The 18,304-nt window shown below is 30.6% G+C and carries 20 protein-coding genes, 2 tRNA genes and 1 pseudogene; 8 read left to right on the forward strand and 15 right to left on the reverse strand.

The features are described 5' to 3' along the window. Window positions 1-76: 76 nt before the first annotated feature. Window positions 77-736: pseudogene (locus ACWYN7_RS11425) on the forward strand (TonB-dependent receptor domain-containing protein); the annotation flags it as partial. Between the two features lie 48 nt (window positions 737-784). Here the strand turns inward: ACWYN7_RS11425 and ACWYN7_RS11430 are convergent. The 4 genes from ACWYN7_RS11430 to ACWYN7_RS11445 are packed head-to-tail and all read right to left on the reverse strand — an operon-like array spanning window position 785 to window position 4,190. Further along, window positions 785-1,549 carry a UDP-2,3-diacylglucosamine diphosphatase gene (locus ACWYN7_RS11430; protein ID WP_462860094.1) on the reverse strand — a complete coding sequence of 255 codons (765 nt, stop codon included), beginning with the start codon at window positions 1,547-1,549 and terminating at the stop codon, window positions 785-787. A gap of 15 nt (window positions 1,550-1,564) precedes the next feature. After that, window positions 1,565-3,136, reverse strand: coding sequence for a S41 family peptidase (locus ACWYN7_RS11435; protein WP_462860096.1), 1,572 nt, complete (start codon window positions 3,134-3,136; stop codon window positions 1,565-1,567). After that, entirely contained in the window at window positions 3,129-3,554 is a 426-nt protein-coding gene (locus tag ACWYN7_RS11440) for a deoxycytidylate deaminase (RefSeq protein WP_462860097.1), read from the reverse strand. The genes ACWYN7_RS11435 and ACWYN7_RS11440 overlap by 8 nt, the downstream gene beginning before the upstream one ends. Before the next feature lie 57 nt (window positions 3,555-3,611). Then, a complete protein-coding gene (locus tag ACWYN7_RS11445; RefSeq protein ID WP_462860098.1) occupies window positions 3,612-4,190 on the reverse strand; it encodes a HupE/UreJ family protein in 579 nt (192 codons plus the stop codon). A 481-nt stretch (window positions 4,191-4,671) separates the two neighbouring features. Between ACWYN7_RS11445 and ACWYN7_RS11450 the strand changes: the two genes are divergently transcribed. Then, complete coding sequence (locus tag ACWYN7_RS11450; protein WP_462860099.1) at window positions 4,672-5,256, forward strand: DUF4202 domain-containing protein; 585 nt, start codon at window positions 4,672-4,674, stop codon at window positions 5,254-5,256. 289 nt (window positions 5,257-5,545) lie between these two features. Here the strand turns inward: ACWYN7_RS11450 and ACWYN7_RS11455 are convergent. Continuing rightward, window positions 5,546-5,631: transfer RNA gene (locus ACWYN7_RS11455), tRNA-Leu, on the reverse strand. 23 nt (window positions 5,632-5,654) lie between these two features. Continuing rightward, window positions 5,655-5,726, reverse strand: a tRNA-Gly gene (locus tag ACWYN7_RS11460). Window positions 5,727-5,953: 227 nt separating this feature from the next. On the opposite strand from ACWYN7_RS11460, the gene ACWYN7_RS11465 reads away from it, so the two are divergent. After that, window positions 5,954-6,925: a type I phosphomannose isomerase catalytic subunit gene (locus tag ACWYN7_RS11465; protein ID WP_462860100.1), complete on the forward strand. Its 972-nt coding sequence runs from the start codon at window positions 5,954-5,956 to the stop codon at window positions 6,923-6,925. A gap of 184 nt (window positions 6,926-7,109) precedes the next feature. Here ACWYN7_RS11465 and ACWYN7_RS11470 read toward each other — a convergent pair whose 3' ends face one another. The 6 genes from ACWYN7_RS11470 to ACWYN7_RS11495 all read right to left on the reverse strand — a co-directional run bounded on the left by ACWYN7_RS11470 (window position 7,110) and on the right by ACWYN7_RS11495 (window position 12,239). Beyond that, window positions 7,110-7,346: a NifU family protein gene (locus ACWYN7_RS11470; RefSeq protein WP_462860101.1), complete on the reverse strand. Its 237-nt coding sequence runs from the start codon at window positions 7,344-7,346 to the stop codon at window positions 7,110-7,112. A 4-nt stretch (window positions 7,347-7,350) separates the two neighbouring features. Further along, window positions 7,351-8,490, reverse strand: coding sequence for an Mrp/NBP35 family ATP-binding protein (locus tag ACWYN7_RS11475; RefSeq protein ID WP_462860102.1), 1,140 nt, complete (start codon window positions 8,488-8,490; stop codon window positions 7,351-7,353). Between the two features lie 168 nt (window positions 8,491-8,658). Next, window positions 8,659-8,997, reverse strand: coding sequence for an MGMT family protein (locus tag ACWYN7_RS11480; RefSeq protein ID WP_462860103.1), 339 nt, complete (start codon window positions 8,995-8,997; stop codon window positions 8,659-8,661). Between the two features lie 5 nt (window positions 8,998-9,002). Beyond that, window positions 9,003-10,730 carry a M28 family peptidase gene (locus ACWYN7_RS11485; RefSeq protein ID WP_462860104.1) on the reverse strand — a complete coding sequence of 576 codons (1,728 nt, stop codon included), beginning with the start codon at window positions 10,728-10,730 and terminating at the stop codon, window positions 9,003-9,005. Between the two features lie 144 nt (window positions 10,731-10,874). Beyond that, the gene (locus ACWYN7_RS11490; protein ID WP_462860105.1) at window positions 10,875-11,219 is read right to left on the reverse strand and encodes a HopJ type III effector protein; all 345 of its coding nucleotides are present in this window, start codon (window positions 11,217-11,219) and stop codon (window positions 10,875-10,877) included. Window positions 11,220-11,252: 33 nt separating this feature from the next. After that, entirely contained in the window at window positions 11,253-12,239 is a 987-nt protein-coding gene (locus ACWYN7_RS11495) for an aldo/keto reductase (RefSeq protein WP_462860106.1), read from the reverse strand. Between the two features lie 294 nt (window positions 12,240-12,533). Between ACWYN7_RS11495 and ACWYN7_RS11500 the strand changes: the two genes are divergently transcribed. Genes ACWYN7_RS11500 through ACWYN7_RS11510 form a run of 3 tightly spaced genes read left to right on the forward strand, consistent with a single transcriptional unit; the run spans window position 12,534 to window position 13,991 of the window. After that, the gene (locus ACWYN7_RS11500; RefSeq protein WP_462860107.1) at window positions 12,534-13,049 is read left to right on the forward strand and encodes an RNA polymerase sigma factor; all 516 of its coding nucleotides are present in this window, start codon (window positions 12,534-12,536) and stop codon (window positions 13,047-13,049) included. After that, the gene (locus ACWYN7_RS11505; RefSeq protein WP_462860108.1) at window positions 13,030-13,458 is read left to right on the forward strand and encodes a hypothetical protein; all 429 of its coding nucleotides are present in this window, start codon (window positions 13,030-13,032) and stop codon (window positions 13,456-13,458) included. Before ACWYN7_RS11500 ends, ACWYN7_RS11505 begins: the two co-directional genes overlap by 20 nt. Before the next feature lie 41 nt (window positions 13,459-13,499). Next, on the forward strand, window positions 13,500-13,991 hold the full coding sequence (locus tag ACWYN7_RS11510) for a hypothetical protein (RefSeq protein WP_462860109.1): 492 nt from the start codon (window positions 13,500-13,502) through the stop codon (window positions 13,989-13,991). Between the two features lie 58 nt (window positions 13,992-14,049). Here the strand turns inward: ACWYN7_RS11510 and rsmI are convergent, their stop codons facing one another. Then, on the reverse strand, window positions 14,050-14,727 hold the full coding sequence (gene rsmI, locus ACWYN7_RS11515) for a 16S rRNA (cytidine(1402)-2'-O)-methyltransferase (RefSeq protein WP_462860110.1): 678 nt from the start codon (window positions 14,725-14,727) through the stop codon (window positions 14,050-14,052). Between the two features lie 92 nt (window positions 14,728-14,819). Here rsmI and aspS point away from each other — a divergent pair, with 92 nt between their 5' ends. Beyond that, window positions 14,820-16,574: an aspartate--tRNA ligase gene (gene aspS / locus ACWYN7_RS11520; RefSeq protein ID WP_462860111.1), complete on the forward strand. Its 1,755-nt coding sequence runs from the start codon at window positions 14,820-14,822 to the stop codon at window positions 16,572-16,574. A gap of 86 nt (window positions 16,575-16,660) precedes the next feature. After that, window positions 16,661-17,368 carry a DUF6503 family protein gene (locus ACWYN7_RS11525; protein ID WP_462860112.1) on the forward strand — a complete coding sequence of 236 codons (708 nt, stop codon included), beginning with the start codon at window positions 16,661-16,663 and terminating at the stop codon, window positions 17,366-17,368. 11 nt (window positions 17,369-17,379) lie between these two features. Here ACWYN7_RS11525 and trmB read toward each other — a convergent pair whose 3' ends face one another. Continuing rightward, window positions 17,380-18,051 (reverse strand): tRNA (guanosine(46)-N7)-methyltransferase TrmB, encoded by a 672-nt coding sequence (gene trmB, locus ACWYN7_RS11530; RefSeq protein ID WP_462860113.1) that lies wholly within the window; start codon window positions 18,049-18,051, stop codon window positions 17,380-17,382. 9 nt (window positions 18,052-18,060) lie between these two features. Further along, entirely contained in the window at window positions 18,061-18,282 is a 222-nt protein-coding gene (locus tag ACWYN7_RS11535) for a DUF6341 family protein (RefSeq protein ID WP_462860114.1), read from the reverse strand. Between the last annotated feature and the right edge of the window lie 22 nt (window positions 18,283-18,304).

The following is an 18,304-nucleotide window of genomic DNA, read 5'->3' on the forward strand; positions in this document are numbered from 1 at the left end:
TTCTAAACGGCTAAAAAAATAATTTGAACGGTATAAATTAAACCTAAAAAAAGGTCAACCTATATCAGGATAATACAATGATAGAGTTGTTTATACAGGGCAATTTCAAGGGCCAGGAACAGGTACAGAGTTAGATAATCTTTTAGCGCAAGCAAACGCTTCTGCAGCATCGTTCTTTGCAAACGCAATAGATACGCAATCTAAAGGTTTAGATTTTGTAATTACACATAAAGCAGATATTGGGTCTAATTCTAGATTAACATCAGATTTATCTGCTACTTTATCTAAAACACAACAAGTTGGTGATATAAAATCTTCTGAAGTTTTAAAGAATGCTGGTTTAGAAAGCACTTATTTTCCTGAGGATAGTAGAGTTTACTTAGAAGAAGCTGTGCCAAGAACTAAGTTTAACTTAACAAATAATTTTACAACTGGTAAATTTAATGTGTTTTTAAGAAACGTTTATTTTGGTGAAGTAACAGAAGCTACTACTGTTGTTGCAAATCAACAAGTATTTAGTTCTAAAGTGGTTACTGATTTGTCTTTTGGTTATAAAGCATCAGAAGATTTAACTTTAACTATTGGTGCAAACAACTTGTTAGATGTTTACCCAGATATGGCAGATGCTGCTTATGGTAACAGAAGTTCTGGACGTTTTGATTGGTCTAGAAGAGCACAACAATTTGGTATTAGTGGTAGATTTTTATTTGCAAGACTAAGTTTTAACTTAAAATAATTACAAATATTTTTATAAAAAAGGCGGCTATTTTTATGGTCGCTTTTTTTATTTTTGATATTTTAATAATTTAAACTCGTTACTGAATTCTGCGTACGTGAAATAGTTAATCCAATCTCCAAGATTAATGTATTTACTATTCTTGTTCAATTGAATTTCTAAAGGTAAATGTCTGTGGCCAAAAACAAAATAATCGTAATGATTTGTTTCTAATTTGCGTTTGCAATATTGTACTAACCATTCTTTATCTTCTCCTAAAAATTTAAAATCTTCATCACCAGAAATCATTTTATTTTTAACAGACATAAATTGCCCTAATTTTACGCCTAAATCTGGATGAAGCCATCTAAACATCCATTGAAATAAAGGAAATGTAAACACTTTTTTCATACGCTTAAAACCTTTGTCATCTGGTCCTAAACCATCACCATGACCAATAAACACTTTTTTATTGTTGATTAAAAAAACTTGTGGTTTATGATAAACAGGTATGTTTAATTCTTTTTCAAAATAATCATTCATCCATAAATCATGATTGCCAACAAAAAAATAAATTGGAATTCCAGAATCTCTAATTTCGGCTAATTTGCCTAAAACTCTTACAAAACCTTTTGGAACTACGGTTTTGTACTCGAACCAAAAATCGAACAAATCACCCACTAAAAAAAGGGCTTCTGCATCGTCTTTAATTTGGTTTAACCAGGCTACAAATTTCTTTTCGCGCGGAAAACTTTTTTCTGGTGTAGGTGCTCCTAAATGTTGGTCTGAAGCAAAATAGACTTTTTTGTTTTCTGAAGTGTTAATTTCAATCATCGCTACAAAGAAAAGCTATTCCTCTTTACTTTCCAACTCAAAAACTTTTTGAAGCATTTTGTCGTCTTTGTGAATAATTCTATAAAAACCAACATCGCCAAAAAGTACGTTAGCAATAGAAGCTTTTAAGTATTTTTTTAAGTTGTTTTTGGTTCTAAAAGATGGATTTGCTCTGTCTTTTATTTTAGCTAAATAGCTATCAAATACGGTTTCGTCTGAATCAAAATTTTCAACAAACGTGTCTATTGTCCATTTTGATAATTTTTTTCTATTACTATCAACATAATCAAAAGCAAAATTATTAGTGGTGTTGTAATAAAAACCAGACATATAAGAAGTGGTGTCTATAGCTACAAAAACATCAGGAATAATACCTCCACCACCATAAACTATTTTGCCTTTTGGTGTTTTGTATTGCAAAGAATCTACAACTTTAATGCTGTCTTTGCTTAAAAGCTCTCCATTAGAAATTCTATTTTGATAATCTTTTCTATAATTTTTGTCTCCGTTTTTTGCATAAGGTTTTTGTATAGAGCGTCCTGTAGGTGTGTAATATCTGGCAGTTGTTAAACGAACTGCAGAACCATCACCCAGATCCATTTCTATTTGTACTAATCCTTTACCAAAAGAACGACGTCCAATAATGGTACCTTTATCATTATCTTGTAAAGCGCCTGCAACAATTTCTGATGCAGAAGCCGAGTTTTCATCAATTAAAACATATAAACCACCATTTTCGAAAGCGCCAATTGAGGTTGAGTAGAATTCTTCAATTTGATCTTTATTATTTTTTGTAAAGACCATTAATTTATCCGCTTCTAAAAATTCGTCAATAATTCTATTTGCAATGTCTATAAAACCACCTCCATTACCACGCAAATCTAAAACTAGATCTGTCATTCCATCATCAATTAAATTATTTATAGATGATTTAAATTCTCTGTAAGTATTTCTTGCAAAACGATCTAGCTTAATATAACCTATAGAATCGTTTAACATATACGCTAAATCTACACTTTTAATGTTTACTTTTCCGCGAGTAATGTTTATTGTAAATAAAGAGTCGTTGCTTTTTCTATAAATTTGCAATGCTACTTTAGTGTCTGGTTTTCCTTTTAAGTATTTGGGTACACTGCCAGTTTTAAAATTCTTGCCATACAAAGTATCGTTATTTGCCATTAAAATTCTGTCTCCAGCTTTAATTCCTGCTTTAATACTTGGGCCTCCTTTTATGGGTTGTACCACTGTAATTGAGTCTTTTATCATTCTAAATTGAACTCCAATACCAACAAAGTTACCTTGCATATTCTCTATGTTGGCCTGTTGGTTTTCTTTAGGAATGTATATAGAATGCGGGTCTAGTTTACCCAGCATTTGTGTAATTGCACCATCTAAAAGATCGTCTGTATTTACATCGTCTACATAGTCTTGCTCAATAAAATTGATGAGTTTTTTAATTTTTTGTTCTTGCGATTGGTTTTTAGAAAATGAAAGTAAATTGTTAGAGTTACCACCAAAAAACACACCAATTACAATTCCTAATACTACTGCAATTGCAAAATATATAGGTAAGTTATTTTTATTCATAAGGTAAATACTTAAGTTCTACACCAGCCTTTTCTAAAAATTTTAATCCAGAAGGATCTTTGTATGCATTTGCATAAACTACTCTTTTTATACCTGCTTGATGAATAAGCTTGCTACAATCTGTACAAGGTGATAAAGTAATATATAAGGTTGCGCCTTTTGCAGATTGTGTAGACGAAGCTACTTTTAAAATTGCATTGGCTTCTGCATGCAAAACTTCCCATTTTGTTATACCATCTTCATCTTCGCAACAGTTATCGAAACCAGTGGGAGTTCCGTTAAAACCGTCAGAAATAATCATTCTATCTTTTACAATTAAAGCGCCAACTTGTTTTCTTTTGCAGTGCGAGAGTTTGCCCCACTCACGAGCCATTTTTAAATAGGCAATATCGTATTTTAATTGCTTCTTTTCAGTCATAAAAAGCGAAATTAAAAAGATTTAAAGGATTTAGACGTTAATAATAACAGAAATTTTTTACCAAAACACTCTGTCTGTCATCATTTGTATGGCAAAACCAATTACAATAGAAGAACCAACTAAAATCCAATCTCTTTTGTCTATTTTAAATAAGTTTTGAAAAATACTACCCAAAATTAATATGCCTAAAACAATAATTATTTGTGCAACTTCTATACCTAAAGCAAATTCTATTAAAGGATAAAGTTTGTTTTCTTCTTGACCAATCATCATTCTAAAATAATTAGAAAATCCTAAACCGTGAATCAATCCAAAGAGTAAAGCAAAAATTAGATTTGTGTTATTTTTTTCTGATGATTTTTTCGAGTTGATGATGTTTGCAAAACCTGTAATAAAAATGGTTAAGGGAATTAAAAATTCTATTAATTCAATACTGATGTTTAGTACTTGATATGCAGATAATGCTAAGGTTACAGAGTGGCCAAGCGTAAATAAAGTAACTAGCCAAATTAATTTTTTGATTTCGAAGTAAGTAAAAACAATGGCTAAAACAATTAAAAACAAGATATGATCGTAAGCAGCAAAGTCTAAAACATGGTTTAGCCCCATTTTAAAGTAAAGAATAAAATCTTCCATTCTTAAAATTTGAATTAATGAAAACCAAAGATATTAAAATCCATTACTGATTTAGATGTAGATACATGTATAAACTACGCAGTTTTGTTAAAAATTTTATAAAATTAATGATAGTTCAATTACATTTAGATATTTTTTAAGCTTACCAGACTTTCTTTCTTTTGTTTTTTGATAAGATTTATACTTAAATCATTTTTAGTTTTGTAAAGAAAAAAATCTTGTAAGAGGTTGTAATTCTTTGTTTATGTTAATTTTTACTGATGGTTTAAAATGTGAATCGTTCTTTTTTTTTTAATAAGTGATAAATTATGTGGTTTTTTAATATTAAAAATTGAATGATTTGATAGCTTGATTTTAAAACCTTGTTAGGTTGTATACTTTTAACTCAGCAAGGTTAAATAAATGGTATGCTTTAAAAAAAATGTCTATATAAAATAAAAGATGAAAATGTGTATATTGGCTTTTATGAATAATGCTACCTATGAAACCTACAAGATTTGAAACTGCAATTGCCTTAATAGATAAAAAAAATGTTGAAGACCCGAATACTTATCAAGTTGCCGGGTTAACTTTTGCTAAAGAGTTATTGTATTCGCAAAGAATGACAAGAAAACTACTTCAGTTTGAGCCAAATGCGTCGAAAGCATTGCAAATTGCAGCTAGAGCACAACACATTTGCAGGTGGAAAATTTCCAGAAACGAATATCCAATGAATAGAGTTGGTTATTTAAAATGGCGAGAAATGCTTAAAAAAATGCATGCAGATTTAACAGTAGAAATTTTAGAACAAGTCGGTTTTGATGAGCAATTTCAAGAAAGAGTTAAAAAAATAATCTTAAAGAAATTAATTAAGAAAAACGAAGAATCTCAAATTTTGGAAGATACTATTTGTTTAGTCTTTTTAGATTATTATTTCGATGAATTTGCGGCAAAACACCCAGACGAAAAAGTAATAGATATTTTAAAAAAGACTTGGGTTAAAATGTCTGAAAAAGGGCATACTGCAGCATTAACAATTCCTTTTTCAGAAAAAAGTTTGGTTCTGGTAAAGCAAGCAATTTCGTAATTAAAAACGTTAATTCTTTAAGATTAGCGTAGATTTTCTAAATTAAAGCATCTAAATAGTTTTGCTTTAAGTGTAATTGCGCTTTCTATAATTGTAAGTCAAGTTTTGGTGCATACTCATCTTGTAAATCAAGAAACTGACTCTATTGTAAGTTAATGTTGCTACAAGTTAGCAATTTTGAGTTAAAAAATAACAAAATAGAATCTATCTCTTTTTTATCTATTTTAGAGAAATAATTTAGTAAAAACCAAAAAACCGTTGAAAATCAAAAGATTAACAACGGTTATTGTACTGAAGATGGGACTTGAACCCATACGAGCATTACTGCTCACTGGATTTTAAGTCCAGCGTGTCTACCAATTCCACCACTTCAGCATGAAATTTTATAAAAGGTTTAGAGCGAAAGACGGGATTTGAACCCGCGACCCTCACCTTGGCAAGGTGATGCTCTACCCCTGAGCTACTTTCGCAGTCTTGTTTTTTAAAGAACATAAACTCTAAATTATTAGAGCGGTGCAAAGATAGTAAGTTTTATAAATCTGCCAAATACTTTTTCATTTTTTTTATTTAAATTTTATAAATGTTTTTGATTCGCTTTATTTACCCAAACATTAGAGCCTGAATTAGAATTTAATGTTAGTTTTACACCAATAAAAATTATATATTTAAATTTGTTACTAGTCTTTAAAAATTTATTATGAAATTATATCCTTTAAAATTTGCGCCAATTTATAAATATAGAATTTGGGGTGGAGAAAAATTAAAAACTGAATTAAATAAAAATTATACAGAAGAAAATATTGGTGAATCTTGGGAAATTTCTGATGTTTCTGGAGATGAAACCGTTGTTGCCGATGGCGATTTAAAAGGCAAATCTTTAAGAGATTTAACCAATGAGTTTAAAGGTGATTTTGTTGGTAACGCAGTTTACGAAAAGTTTGGAGAGGAATTTCCATTGTTAATTAAGTTTATTGATGCAAAAACACCATTGTCTATTCAGGTGCATCCAAATAATGAAGTAGCTAAAGAACGCCATAATTCTTTTGGAAAAAACGAAATGTGGTATGTGATGCAAGCTGATAAAGATGCTGAGTTAATTGTTGGTTTTGATGAAAAAATAGATGCAGAAGGTTATAAAACGCATTTAGCGAATAATACCATTTTAGAAGTAATGCATCATGAAATTGTAAACAAAGGCGATACTTTTTACATCCCAACTGGTCGTGTGCATGCAATTGGAGCAGGGGTTTTATTAGCTGAAATTCAGCAGACGTCTAATATTACGTATCGTATTTATGATTATGATAGAGTAGATGCTAAAACTGGTGAAAAAAGAGAGTTGCATAGTGATATGGCTATGGGTGTTTTAGACTATGAAGTGCATGAGAATTATAAAACAGAGTACAATTTAGAAAAGAATGTTTCTAATAAATTGGTGTATTCTCCATATTTTAGAACAAATATTTTAGATATTAATACCACAATTGATAAAGATTACTCAGAAATAGATTCCTTTGTAATTTATATGTGTGTAGAAGGTACTGTAGATTTAATTTCTGAAGAAAAAACTTACACGATTAATACTGGTGAAACTTTATTATTACCAGCTGCTATAAAAACGATTCAGTTAAAAGCAGAAAACGCTAAAGTTTTAGAAGTATATTATTAATAAATTTAAATACTTTTTCGTGCTTTTTATTTAGTTTGCTAAGCGCGTTAAGGATTGAAGCATTTGTTTGAGCTCTTTTTGTTTTGCTGAATTTTTATTCAGCAAAACAAAAAAGCGAGTGCTGAAAGCCTGACTTTAATGCAGCTTGCTTGCTGCATAAAGTAACGCCCAAAATATTTGCTTGTTAAGCAACGTTTATTACTTCTTGTATTTCTGGAGCGTACTTTTTAATAGTGGCTTCTACACCATTTTTTAAGGTCATTTGATTTACAGAACATCCTGTGCAAGCGCCTTGTAATTGTACTTTTACAATGGCGTCTTCTATAGAAAGTAACTTTATGTTACCACCATCGCTTATTAAAAAAGGACGAATTTCGTCTAAAGCCTTTTCTACATTATTATGTGTTTCTTGTGCTGTCATAAATCTAGTTTTTTACTGAACTGCAACCACTCATTGTTGTAATTCTAACAACTTCTGTTGGTGGTAAATTTGCATTTCTTTTTAATAATTGAGCTACCATTTCTTTGGTAATATGGCTAAATGATTTTTCTAAAACAGTATCTTCTTGTAAAGCTACTGGATGCCCAACATCTCCAGCTTCACGAATACTTTGTACTAAAGGTATTTCTCCTAAAAAGGTTGTATTTATATCTTCTGCAAGGTTTTTTGCACCATCTTTACCAAAGATATAATATTTATTGTTAGGTAATTCTTCTGGCGTAAAATATGCCATATTTTCTATGATTCCTAAAACAGGAACTTTTATGCTGTCTTGCTGAAACATTGCAACTCCTTTTTTAGCATCTGCCAAAGCAATGTTTTGTGGTGTAGAAACTACAACTGCGCCATTAATAGGTAAGGCTTGTACAATAGACAAATGTACATCTCCTGTTCCTGGTGGTAAATCGATTAAAAGGAAATCTAATTCGCCCCAAGCAGCATCAAAAATTAATTGTTTTAAAGCTTTAGATGCCATTGGTCCTCGCCAAATTACAGCCTGATCTGGATTTGTAAAAAAGCCTAAAGACAATAATTTAACTCCATAATTTTCTATCGGTTTCATTTTAGAACGACCATCTACATTTACAGAAAGTGGTTTTTCTTTTTCTACATCGAACATAATATGTTGCGATGGCCCATAAACATCTGCATCTAAAACCCCAACACTAAAACCCATTTTTGCCAAAGAAATAGCAAGATTAGAGGTTATTGTAGATTTACCAACACCTCCTTTACCAGAGGCAATTGCAATAATATTTTTAATATTCGGGATTGGTTTTCCTTTAATTAAATTCGGATCTTCTTTTGGTGCTGCTTTTTCTACTTTTAAATTGATTTTTACGTCAATTTTTTCATCAACATTGGTTTTAATGGCTTTGGTAATTTCAGCTTCAACTTTCTTTTTTGCTTGTAAAGTTGGGTTGCTGATAGTAACATCTACATTTACTTCATCACCAAAAATAACTACATTTTTAATATTATTATTTTCTACCAAACTTTTACCTTCTCCAGGAGCTGTAATCGTTTCTAATGCGTTGTATATATCTTGTTTTTTAAAACTCATTCCTTCGTTTTTGGCTTTTATCTATAGTTGTAAGTAGCTTTTAGTTTACTACTAGATCTACTCTACAAAGATACGCCTTACAAATTATAAAATAAAGTAAATAAATTATGTTTGTTTATGGATTGATAGGTTGCAATTATTACTTAATTTTTTAAAAATTAGGAGATATTAAGACAAATGTTCTGAAGGATTCCAAAAAACTTTATCCAAATCTTGAATTTGATTTTCAATAACAACAATACCTTCGCTTTCTAGTAATTGTTGCATTAAATTGGTGCCATCAAAATGATGTTTGCCAGTTAACAATCCTTTTTTATTGACTACTCTGTGCGCAGGAACTTCTTCTGATTGTGTGTGCGAATTATTCATAGCCCAACCTACCATTCTTGCTGATCTTGCAGCACCCAAATAAGTGGCAATGGCTCCATAACTTGTAACGCGTCCAAAAGGAATTTTACGTGCTACAACATAAACTTTTTCAAAAAAATTATCTGATTTTTTAGTCATAGCAGCTAGTCTTTTTGTTCAAGTTTTTTAATGATATCTACAGAAATCGAATCGATTAATTGTTTTGAGCTTTCTATTTCTTTGTTGATTAAAACATCGTTATTTACCAAATCTAAAGTTGTTGTAAATGATTGTTGATACCAATCTTTCCAAGCCTCAATAATTTGGATTTGTGTAGCTAAAGAATCTCCTTTGTTAATGGCAATTTTACTTTGTTTCCATTCTTCATTTAGCCTGGCTACTGCCGCTTTTTCTAAATCTGATAAAATAGATTTTGCAGTATTTTCATCAGCATTTAATAAAGTATATGCAGCAATTAAAGCAGTTGTACCTACATTTTTTAAGGTAGATTTAGAAACTTTGTCTAATCGATCATTATCTGTATGATAAAACTGATCTGTAAAATGCCAAAATAAAACGCTGGGTATATCTGCTTTTAAAAACGGAACATGGTCACTGCCACCTTCAAAAGGATTGGTGGCAACAGCCCAATTTGCTCTTTTACCTTGTGCTTTAAATTTATCGATTAAGAAATCGTTTAAATAATGAGGTTTCATTTGTTTTAAGTTCATTTTAGAACCACCCCATTCTGTGTGTTTGTCTTTTCCACGTGTCAAAATAGCACTTGGATCTGGCATTTTTTCTATCAAGAAAGTTCCTCCTGTTTTTTCAGTATTTTCACCAACCATATCTAAAGAAATCCCCCATTTAATATCTTTTGCTCTAATAGAATCTTCTTGTACAAATCTTCTTGTAGATACAATTTCATCACCCCATAAAAAGGTTAAAGTTCTTTTAGGTTGATACTTTTTTTGATGCATAAATTTTGCAGTCAATACAGCCATTTCTAAAGCAACACCAACTCCAGTTGCATTGTCGTTTGCACCAGGTTCTTGTACATGAGCACTAAAAACCAAACGCTCTTTTGGTTTTTCTGTTCCTTTAACTTCTGCAATAATTGTTAATTCTTCTGATGGATAAATGTTGGTTTCAATTTTTACATTTAAAGTAACTTTGCCTTTTTCTAAAGCTTTTTTTAATCGTTCTTTTGCAGCAAAAGACAATGCAATTGCCCAAGGTTTGTGGATCGTATCTTGAGGAATTGATCGAAACTGAATTGAGGTTGTATTTTTTTCTGGCTGTAAATACTTTGGATTATTATATGTGATAATTCCTGCTGCTTTACCATCTACAATTGCAGATTTATAAATTCGATAAGGGCTGGTTTCTGCAAAAACAATTTTGCCTTTCACATCCATTTTTGGCAATTTCGTTAAATCATCAACATAAATAACTTCTGTTGTAATGCCTTCTTTTGGTGTGCTGTAAGAGTTTAAAGCAATCATATTTCTATTGGTAGCATGTTGCAATAAAGGCTCTTTTTCTTTGTTGATGCTAACCATTGCATCTACAGATTCCCAAGTTAATCTTTTTAACGGACGTTTTTCAATTCTATAGGTAAGCACATCTTTTTCAGTGGCATTTTCTTCTAGAATATAACCCGCTTTTACAAGTGCTTCTTCTACTTTATAAATGCTTTTATTAAAACCTGTATTACCAACAACTCTCCAATATTTTTCTACAAAAGCTGTGGTATTATAGGCTAAATCTCCTGTAAATTCTTTGTTGATGATATCTGCATAATTCTCATCAGTTAAAATTTCATTTTTTTCTGTTTTACAGTTGATAAACACGAACGATAGCAGTAAAATGTAGATGGATTTTTTAAGCATAATTTGTTTTTTAGAACGTTATAAAAGTAGTTTATTATTCTTAGAATTTAGGTGAGCAGAAACTAAAGGATTTGCTCTTAAATCTACATGCTATTCGTAATACGTGCATTTTTTTTATTTCTGATAAAAAAGGTTTTGCATTTATTATTTTAATTCTAGTGCATCACTATCAAAATACAAACCTTTAAAACCAGATTTCATAAAATTTCTAATATTTTGGTGTGATGTTCCTTTTTCATCTTCTAAAACACCTCTATAATGTTCGCCAAAACAATCTAATGTTTCTTCTTTTGTTAATTGTTGATGTATAGCAAAAGCAAATAATTTACAAGAACCTGAGTTTTCTCCGGCTTTATTTTTGATTTCACCATTTGTAAATGCAGTTGGTGTAAAGTTGTAATTCTCTTCTATAATTTGCATGGTTTCTGCAAATAAAATTGATTCGGTCTTTTCTTTTAACTTTTTTTTAAAGTCTTTTACTGTTGTCATATTTAGGTGTTATAGTGAAATGTAAATTTATTTTTACCATAAATCGTGAACTTCAGCTTTGATATATTTATCATAAATAGCTTTGGTTAACTTTATTTCTTTAGAAGTAATGGCATTTACTTTTTCTGTTTGTAGGTTAGATAATAATTGATCTACACTTGATGCTCCAGGAATTACACAACTAATTTCATCAAAAGCTAAAATCCATTGTAATGCTTTGTGAACTAAATTTTCATTTCCTTTAAATATTTCTTTCAACTCCTCTACTGCTTGTAAACCCAAGTTATAATCTATTCCAGAAAACGTTTCTCCTTTATCAAAGGCTTCTCCTTTTCTGTTAAAAAATCGATGATCATCTTTATTAAAAGTTGTTTCTCTATTAAACTTTCCGGTTAGTAAACCACTAGCTAAAGGGACACGTGCAATAATACCAACGTTTTTCTTTTTTGCTTCGCTAAAAAATAATTCATTTGGTTTTTGACGAAACATGTTATAAATAATTTGAACAGTACTAACACCTTTAAATTCTATTGCTGTTAGAGCTTCTTCTACTTTTTCTACACTAACACCATAATTTCTAATTTTTCCTTCTTTAGTTAAATCATCGAACAAACCAAAAATTTCTGGACGACTGTATACTTCTGTTGGTGGGCAGTGCAATTGAATTAAATCGATTCTTTCTAAACCTAAATTAGATAAACTATTTTCTACAAATTTTCTTAAAGCTGCAGTTGTGTACGAAGCATTTGTATGTGGGTTTAATTGTCTTCCGCATTTGGTAGCAACGTATATTTCTTCAGAACGAGAGCGAATAACTTTACCAACCGTTTTTTCACTTAATCCTTCGCTATAAACATCTGCAGTATCTATAAAATTAATTCCATGATCTATAGCTGTGTTGATAATTTTTTCTGCATTATCAAAGCTAAAGTCACTTCCCCATTTGCCACCAACTTGCCAAGTTCCAAGGCTTATTTCTGATACTTTTAAGTTTGTTTTACCTAATTTTCTATAATTCATGTTGTTTAAAAGTATATTGTTTCGATTCAAAAATAAAACAATTTCTGTAAAACAAATGCTTTAGGATTTATAATTGATTGTTTGCTTTTTACTGATAAATGCGAAGTACATGAAATTTTAGTTCTCTTAAATTCTAATCTAATTTTTGCTTGTTAAAATGCATAAAGAGGATCTGCCATAATATAAAAAATACAATAGATTAGCTTTCTCTAATTAAAACTATTACTATAAATTTTAAAATAAAAGTTACATTCTTTGTTATAAAACTTTACATTTCTGCGTTATCTATATATAATGACCAAACAAGATTTTAAACTTCAGGTATTTTCTTTGTCAGAACGATTGTTTCCTATGGTTGCGCGTTTGTTAGGCAGTAATTCTAAAGCAGAAGACGCTATACAAGAAATTATGATAAAATTATGGCAGAAAAGAAAAAAACTAGAGAATCATCCAAATATAAAGGGTTTTGTAATCTTAACTGCGCGTAATTATTGTATTGATTTACTTAGAAAAAAAGCTTTGATTTTAGAAGATTCAACATCCGAATTAAAGGTTTTAAAATCGTCAAATGAAACTGAAAATCTTGAATGGAAAGAACTGAACACCATCATTTATAAAATTTTAGAAACATTACCAGAACAACAAAAAGAGGTGTTTTTAATGAGAGATGTAGATGGTTATGAGTTTACAGAAATAGCATCAGCATTGTGTCTTAAAATTGAACATGTTAGGGTTTTGCTTTCGAGAGCAAGAAAACAAATAGGTGTTGCATTAGAAAAAAATTACCATTATGAGCGAGGAGCATATTAATAATTTGATAGATAAATACAAGGCAGGTAAAAGCACTTTAAAAGAAGAAGCGTTTTTGTTTGAACATGTTAACGAATCACATACTGAAATACAATCAATAGCCAATTTTGTAAAAGAAAACAAAAGAAATGCGCCTGATCATTTTAATGAAAAATTATGGGAATCGTTTGATAAAAAACAGACCCAAGCCAAAAGAATAAAACTCGGTTTCTTTTCTGTGGCAGCATCAATTGTGTTGTTAGTCACTTTAATCATCAATACAAAAAATGAAAACACATTATCGATTTCTGAAAAACAAGCATTATTAAACGAAGCTAAAAATATGTTTGTAGCCAATAACCAACCTAAAAAACAGTATCAAATTATTTTAGAAAACGATTTGGTGGTTGTGTATACGAAACCTGAATAACTCTAATTGAATAAGTTTATAAACCTTAAATATTTAAAACCATGAAAAAATTATTATTTACATTCTTTTTATTTATGTTGTCATTTTCTGCAGTAAATGCTCAAGATAAAGAGGAAAAAGAGAATATCTATATAAAAGTAAAAGACGGCAAAAAACCTAAAGTATTTGTAGATGGTAAAAAGTTCGATTTTCCTGTAGAACTAATAGATCAAAGTAAAATTGCTTCTATTAATGTGATAAAAGGAGAAGAAGCTATTAAGAAATACGATGCTGCAAATGGTGCTATTTTAATAACTACAAAAGCATCAAAAACTATGGATTTTACCAACATCAAGATAAGACAGAATGGAGATTTAGGTGATGATAAACCAGCTCCAATGATTATTATTGATGGAAAAGTATCAAACAGAAAATCTTTAGATGGTTTAACTCCTGAAAAAATAGAAAAAATGGAAATTTTTAAAGGAGAACAAGCCATGAAAAAATACAAAGCGAAACATGGAGTAATTGTAATTACTACTAAAAAATTGTAATTACGGTTTCTTTGAACTAAAAATCACTACTAATCTGGTTAGTAGTGATTTTAATAACTTATTTAGGAGATTTTCCTTCAACAACAACAACAATTTCACCTTTAGGTGGTTTTTTTGTAAAATGAGCCAAAACTTCTGTGGCTGTTCCTCTTACAGTTTCTTCGAACATTTTGGTGAGTTCTCTAGACACAGAAACTTTTCTGTCAGCACCAAAATATTCAATAAAATGTCCTAAAGTTTTTACCAATTTATGAGGAGATTCGTAAAAAATCATGGTTCTTGTTTCTTCAGCTAAGAGTAAAAAACGAGTTTGTCTTCCTTTTTTTACAGGTAAAAATCCTTCAAAAACAAATTTATCATTAGGCAAACCAGAATTTACCAAAGCTGGCACAAAAGCAGTTGCACCTGGTAAACATTCTACATCAATATCATTTTCTACGCAAGCTCTCGTTAATAAAAACCCAGGGTCTGAAATTGCAGGAGTTCCAGCATCAGAAATAACAGCGCAAGTTTCTCCGCTTTTAATTCTATTTAAAATACCTTCAATCGATTTATGTTCATTATGCATATGATGACTGTGCATCTGCGTAGCAATCTCAAAATGCTTTAAGAGTTTTCCACTGGTTCTTGTGTCTTCTGCAAGTATAAAATCAACTTCTTTTAAAACTTTTATGGCTCTAAAAGTCATATCTTCTAAATTACCAATGGGTGTTGGTACTAAATATAATTTGCTCATAAATCTAAAAATAAAACAAAGATAAAACTAAATTAGCTCAATCTTTCACAAGCAAATTTTAAGTTTTAAATTTGCGCTTTAATAAATAAGAAATGTATAGAAGTCATTCTTGTGGTGAGTTAAGAGCATCACACATAAATACAGAAGTTACGCTAGCAGGTTGGGTACAAAAATCAAGAGACAAAGGGTTTATGGTTTGGGTAGATTTGCGAGATAGATATGGAATTACACAGTTAATTTTTGATGAAGAGCGCACACCAGCTGCAATGATTGAAAAAGCAAAATCTTTGGGTAGGGAATTTGTAATTCAAGTAAAAGGTACTGTTATTGAGCGCGAATCGAAAAACAAAAATATAGCAACTGGCGAGGTTGAGGTTTTAGTTTCTGAGTTAGAAATTTTAAACGCAGCAAAATTACCACCTTTTACCATAGAAGATAAAACTGATGGAGGAGAAGACATCAGAATGAAATATAGATACTTAGATATTAGAAGAAATCCTGTTAAAGACAGTTTAATTTTTCGTCATAAAGTAGCTATGGAAGTTCGTAAATACTTGTCTGATCAAGAATTTATAGAAGTAGAAACGCCATATTTAATTAAATCTACTCCAGAAGGCGCAAGAGATTTTGTAGTGCCTTCTAGAATGAACGAAGGTCAGTTTTATGCCTTACCACAATCGCCACAAACCTTTAAACAATTGTTGATGGTTGGTGGAATGGATAAATATTTTCAGATTGTAAAATGTTTTAGAGATGAAGATTTACGTGCAGACAGACAGCCAGAATTTACACAAATAGACTGTGAAATGGCCTTTGTAGAGCAAGAAGATATTCTAAATATTTTTGAAGGATTAACACGTCATTTATTAAAAGAAATTAATGGAGTAGAGGTAGAGAAGTTTCCAAGAATGTTGTTTGATGATGCCATGCGTTTGTATGGAAATGATAAACCAGACATCCGTTTTGGAATGGAGTTTGGCGAGTTAAATCAAGTAACACAACACAAAGATTTTGGAGTTTTTAATAACTCAGAATTAGTAGTTGGTATTGCAGTTCCTGGTGGAAATGCATATACAAGAAAACAGATAGACAACATCATAAAATGGGTAAAACGACCTCAAGTAGGCGCTTTAGGTATGGTTTATTGTCGTGTAAACGAAGATGGTACTTTTAAATCTTCTGTGGATAAGTTTTACGACCAAGAAGACTTAGCAAAATGGGCAGAAGTAACAGGTGCAAAACCAGGTGATTTAATCTGTATTTTATCTGGTGAAACCAATAAAGTAAGAACACAAATGTCTGCCTTACGTATGGAATTAGCAGAACGTTTAGGATTAAGAGATCCTAAAGTATTTGCTCCTCTTTGGGTTATCGACTTTCCATTATTAGAGTTAGATGAAGAAACAGGTCATTACCATGCAATGCACCATCCATTTACCTCACCAAAACCTGGTCAATTAGAATTATTAGATTCTAAACCAGGAGAAGTGAAGGCAAATGCTTATGATTTAGTTTTAAATGGTAATGAAATTGGTGGAGGTTCAATCAGAATTCACGATAAAGAAATTCAGGCAACAATGTTAAAACATTTAGGTTTTTCTGAAGAAGAAGCCAAAGCTCAATTTGGTTTCTTAATGGATGCTTTTGAGTATGGAGCACCACCTCATGGAGGTTTAGCTTTTGGTTTAGACAGATTGGTTGCTATTTTAGGAGGTCAAGAAACCATTCGTGATTTTATTGCATTCCCAAAAAATAATTCTGGTAGAGATGTGATGATTGATGCACCAGCTTTTATAGATGATGAGCAATTGCAAGAATTGAGTTTAAAACTCGATATTCAAGAATAAGAAAACTATATAATATTTTTCAGACCCCACAGGTTTTTAAAACCTGTGGGGTCTTTTCGTTTATGTATTTTTATTACTTTTAAAGTATGAAAAACCTAACCACACTTCTATTCCTTTTATTATCATCAACAATACTTTCTCAAGAAATTACTGGTGATGAATTATTAGCTAAAGCCATTCAATTTCACGACCCAAATGGAAATTGGGAAACCTTTAATGGTGAGTTGTTTGTAACTATGGAAACCCCTAAAGGCGCACCTAGAGAAAGTAAAATCACTATTAATTTACCTAAAGAATACTTTTCTGTAACCGCTAAAAGAGATACAGTTATCAATACATATACAATCCACAAAGGAGATTGCAGTGTAGAAAAAGTAAAAGAAAATCAAACTTTAGAAGCGCTAGAAAAAGATGCGAAAGCAAAATGTGAGCGAGCTAAATTGTATAAAAATTATTATACGTATTTGTATGGTTTACCAATGAAGTTAAAAGATGAAGGGACTATCATTCATCAAAAAGTAGAAAAACGTCAGTTTAAAGGAAAAGATTATTTGGTGCTAAAAGTAACTTACAGCAAAGAAGTAGGTAAAGATACTTGGTATTTTTATTTTAATCCTGATACTTATGCAATGGAAGTGTATCAGTTTTTTAAAGAAACAAAAGATAGTGGCGAATATATTTTACTATCTGGATTAGAAACTATTAACGCTATAAAAATGCCTAAAATTAGAGCTTGGTATTATAACAAAGACAATATATATTTAGGCACAGATATTTTATCAACCAAAAAATAAAGAGAAAAAGTTTAATAATTTAATTTAAACTTGATGTAAGTAATCAGTTTCCCAATTTCTAAATATTGATTTTCGTAAAAAGTTTGGGTTTCTGTTACTTCTGCAGGTGCACCTGCATTGTTATATACATTGTGGTTTGCGTATAATATTTCATGGCCTGCACCATGTAATAATCCTAAAGTATAACCGTGCATAAATTCAGAATCTGTTTTTAAGTTTACAACACCATCTTTGCTTAAAATAGTGTGGTATTTCTTTAAAAACTTTTCATTAGTCATTCTGTGTTTTGTACGTTGATATTTTATTTGCGGATCTGGAAAAGTAATCCAAATTTCAGAAATTTCATTTTCAGCAAAAATAAAATCAACCAACTCAATTTGCGTTCTTACAAAAGCAACATTTGTTAAGTTTTCTTCAATAGCAGTTTTGGCACCTCTCCAAAAACGAGCGCCTTTAATATCTATACCAATGTAGTTTTTATTCGGGTTTTTACGAGCTAAAGCAATTGTATATTCGCCTTTTCCACAACCCATTTCAACAACAATAGGATTGTTGTTGTTAAAAAAAGAATGCCATTTGCCTTTATAAGAAAAGTTGTTTAAAACTTCGTCTCTAGTTGGCTGAATGACATTTTTGAACGTTTCATTCTCTTTGAAACGTTTTAATTTATTTTTACTTCCCAAATTGTAGTATTAAGCTCTGTCTTCTGTTCCTTCTTTTAAGAACTTTCTAGATTCTTTCATCCAATACCATAATAAAACGATAAGAATTAGACTAAAAAACCAGTTTACACCATTTGATAACCACCAACCTAAATCAGCAGTAGCTACTTGCAAACGAAGCCAGTTAAAAGGTAAGAATAAAATATCGGTAAATAAACTACCAATCCATCTAAATATATTGCTTGCTATCATAACTTAATTATCTTTACGCTGC

The organism is Polaribacter sp. M10, assembly GCF_054968445.1.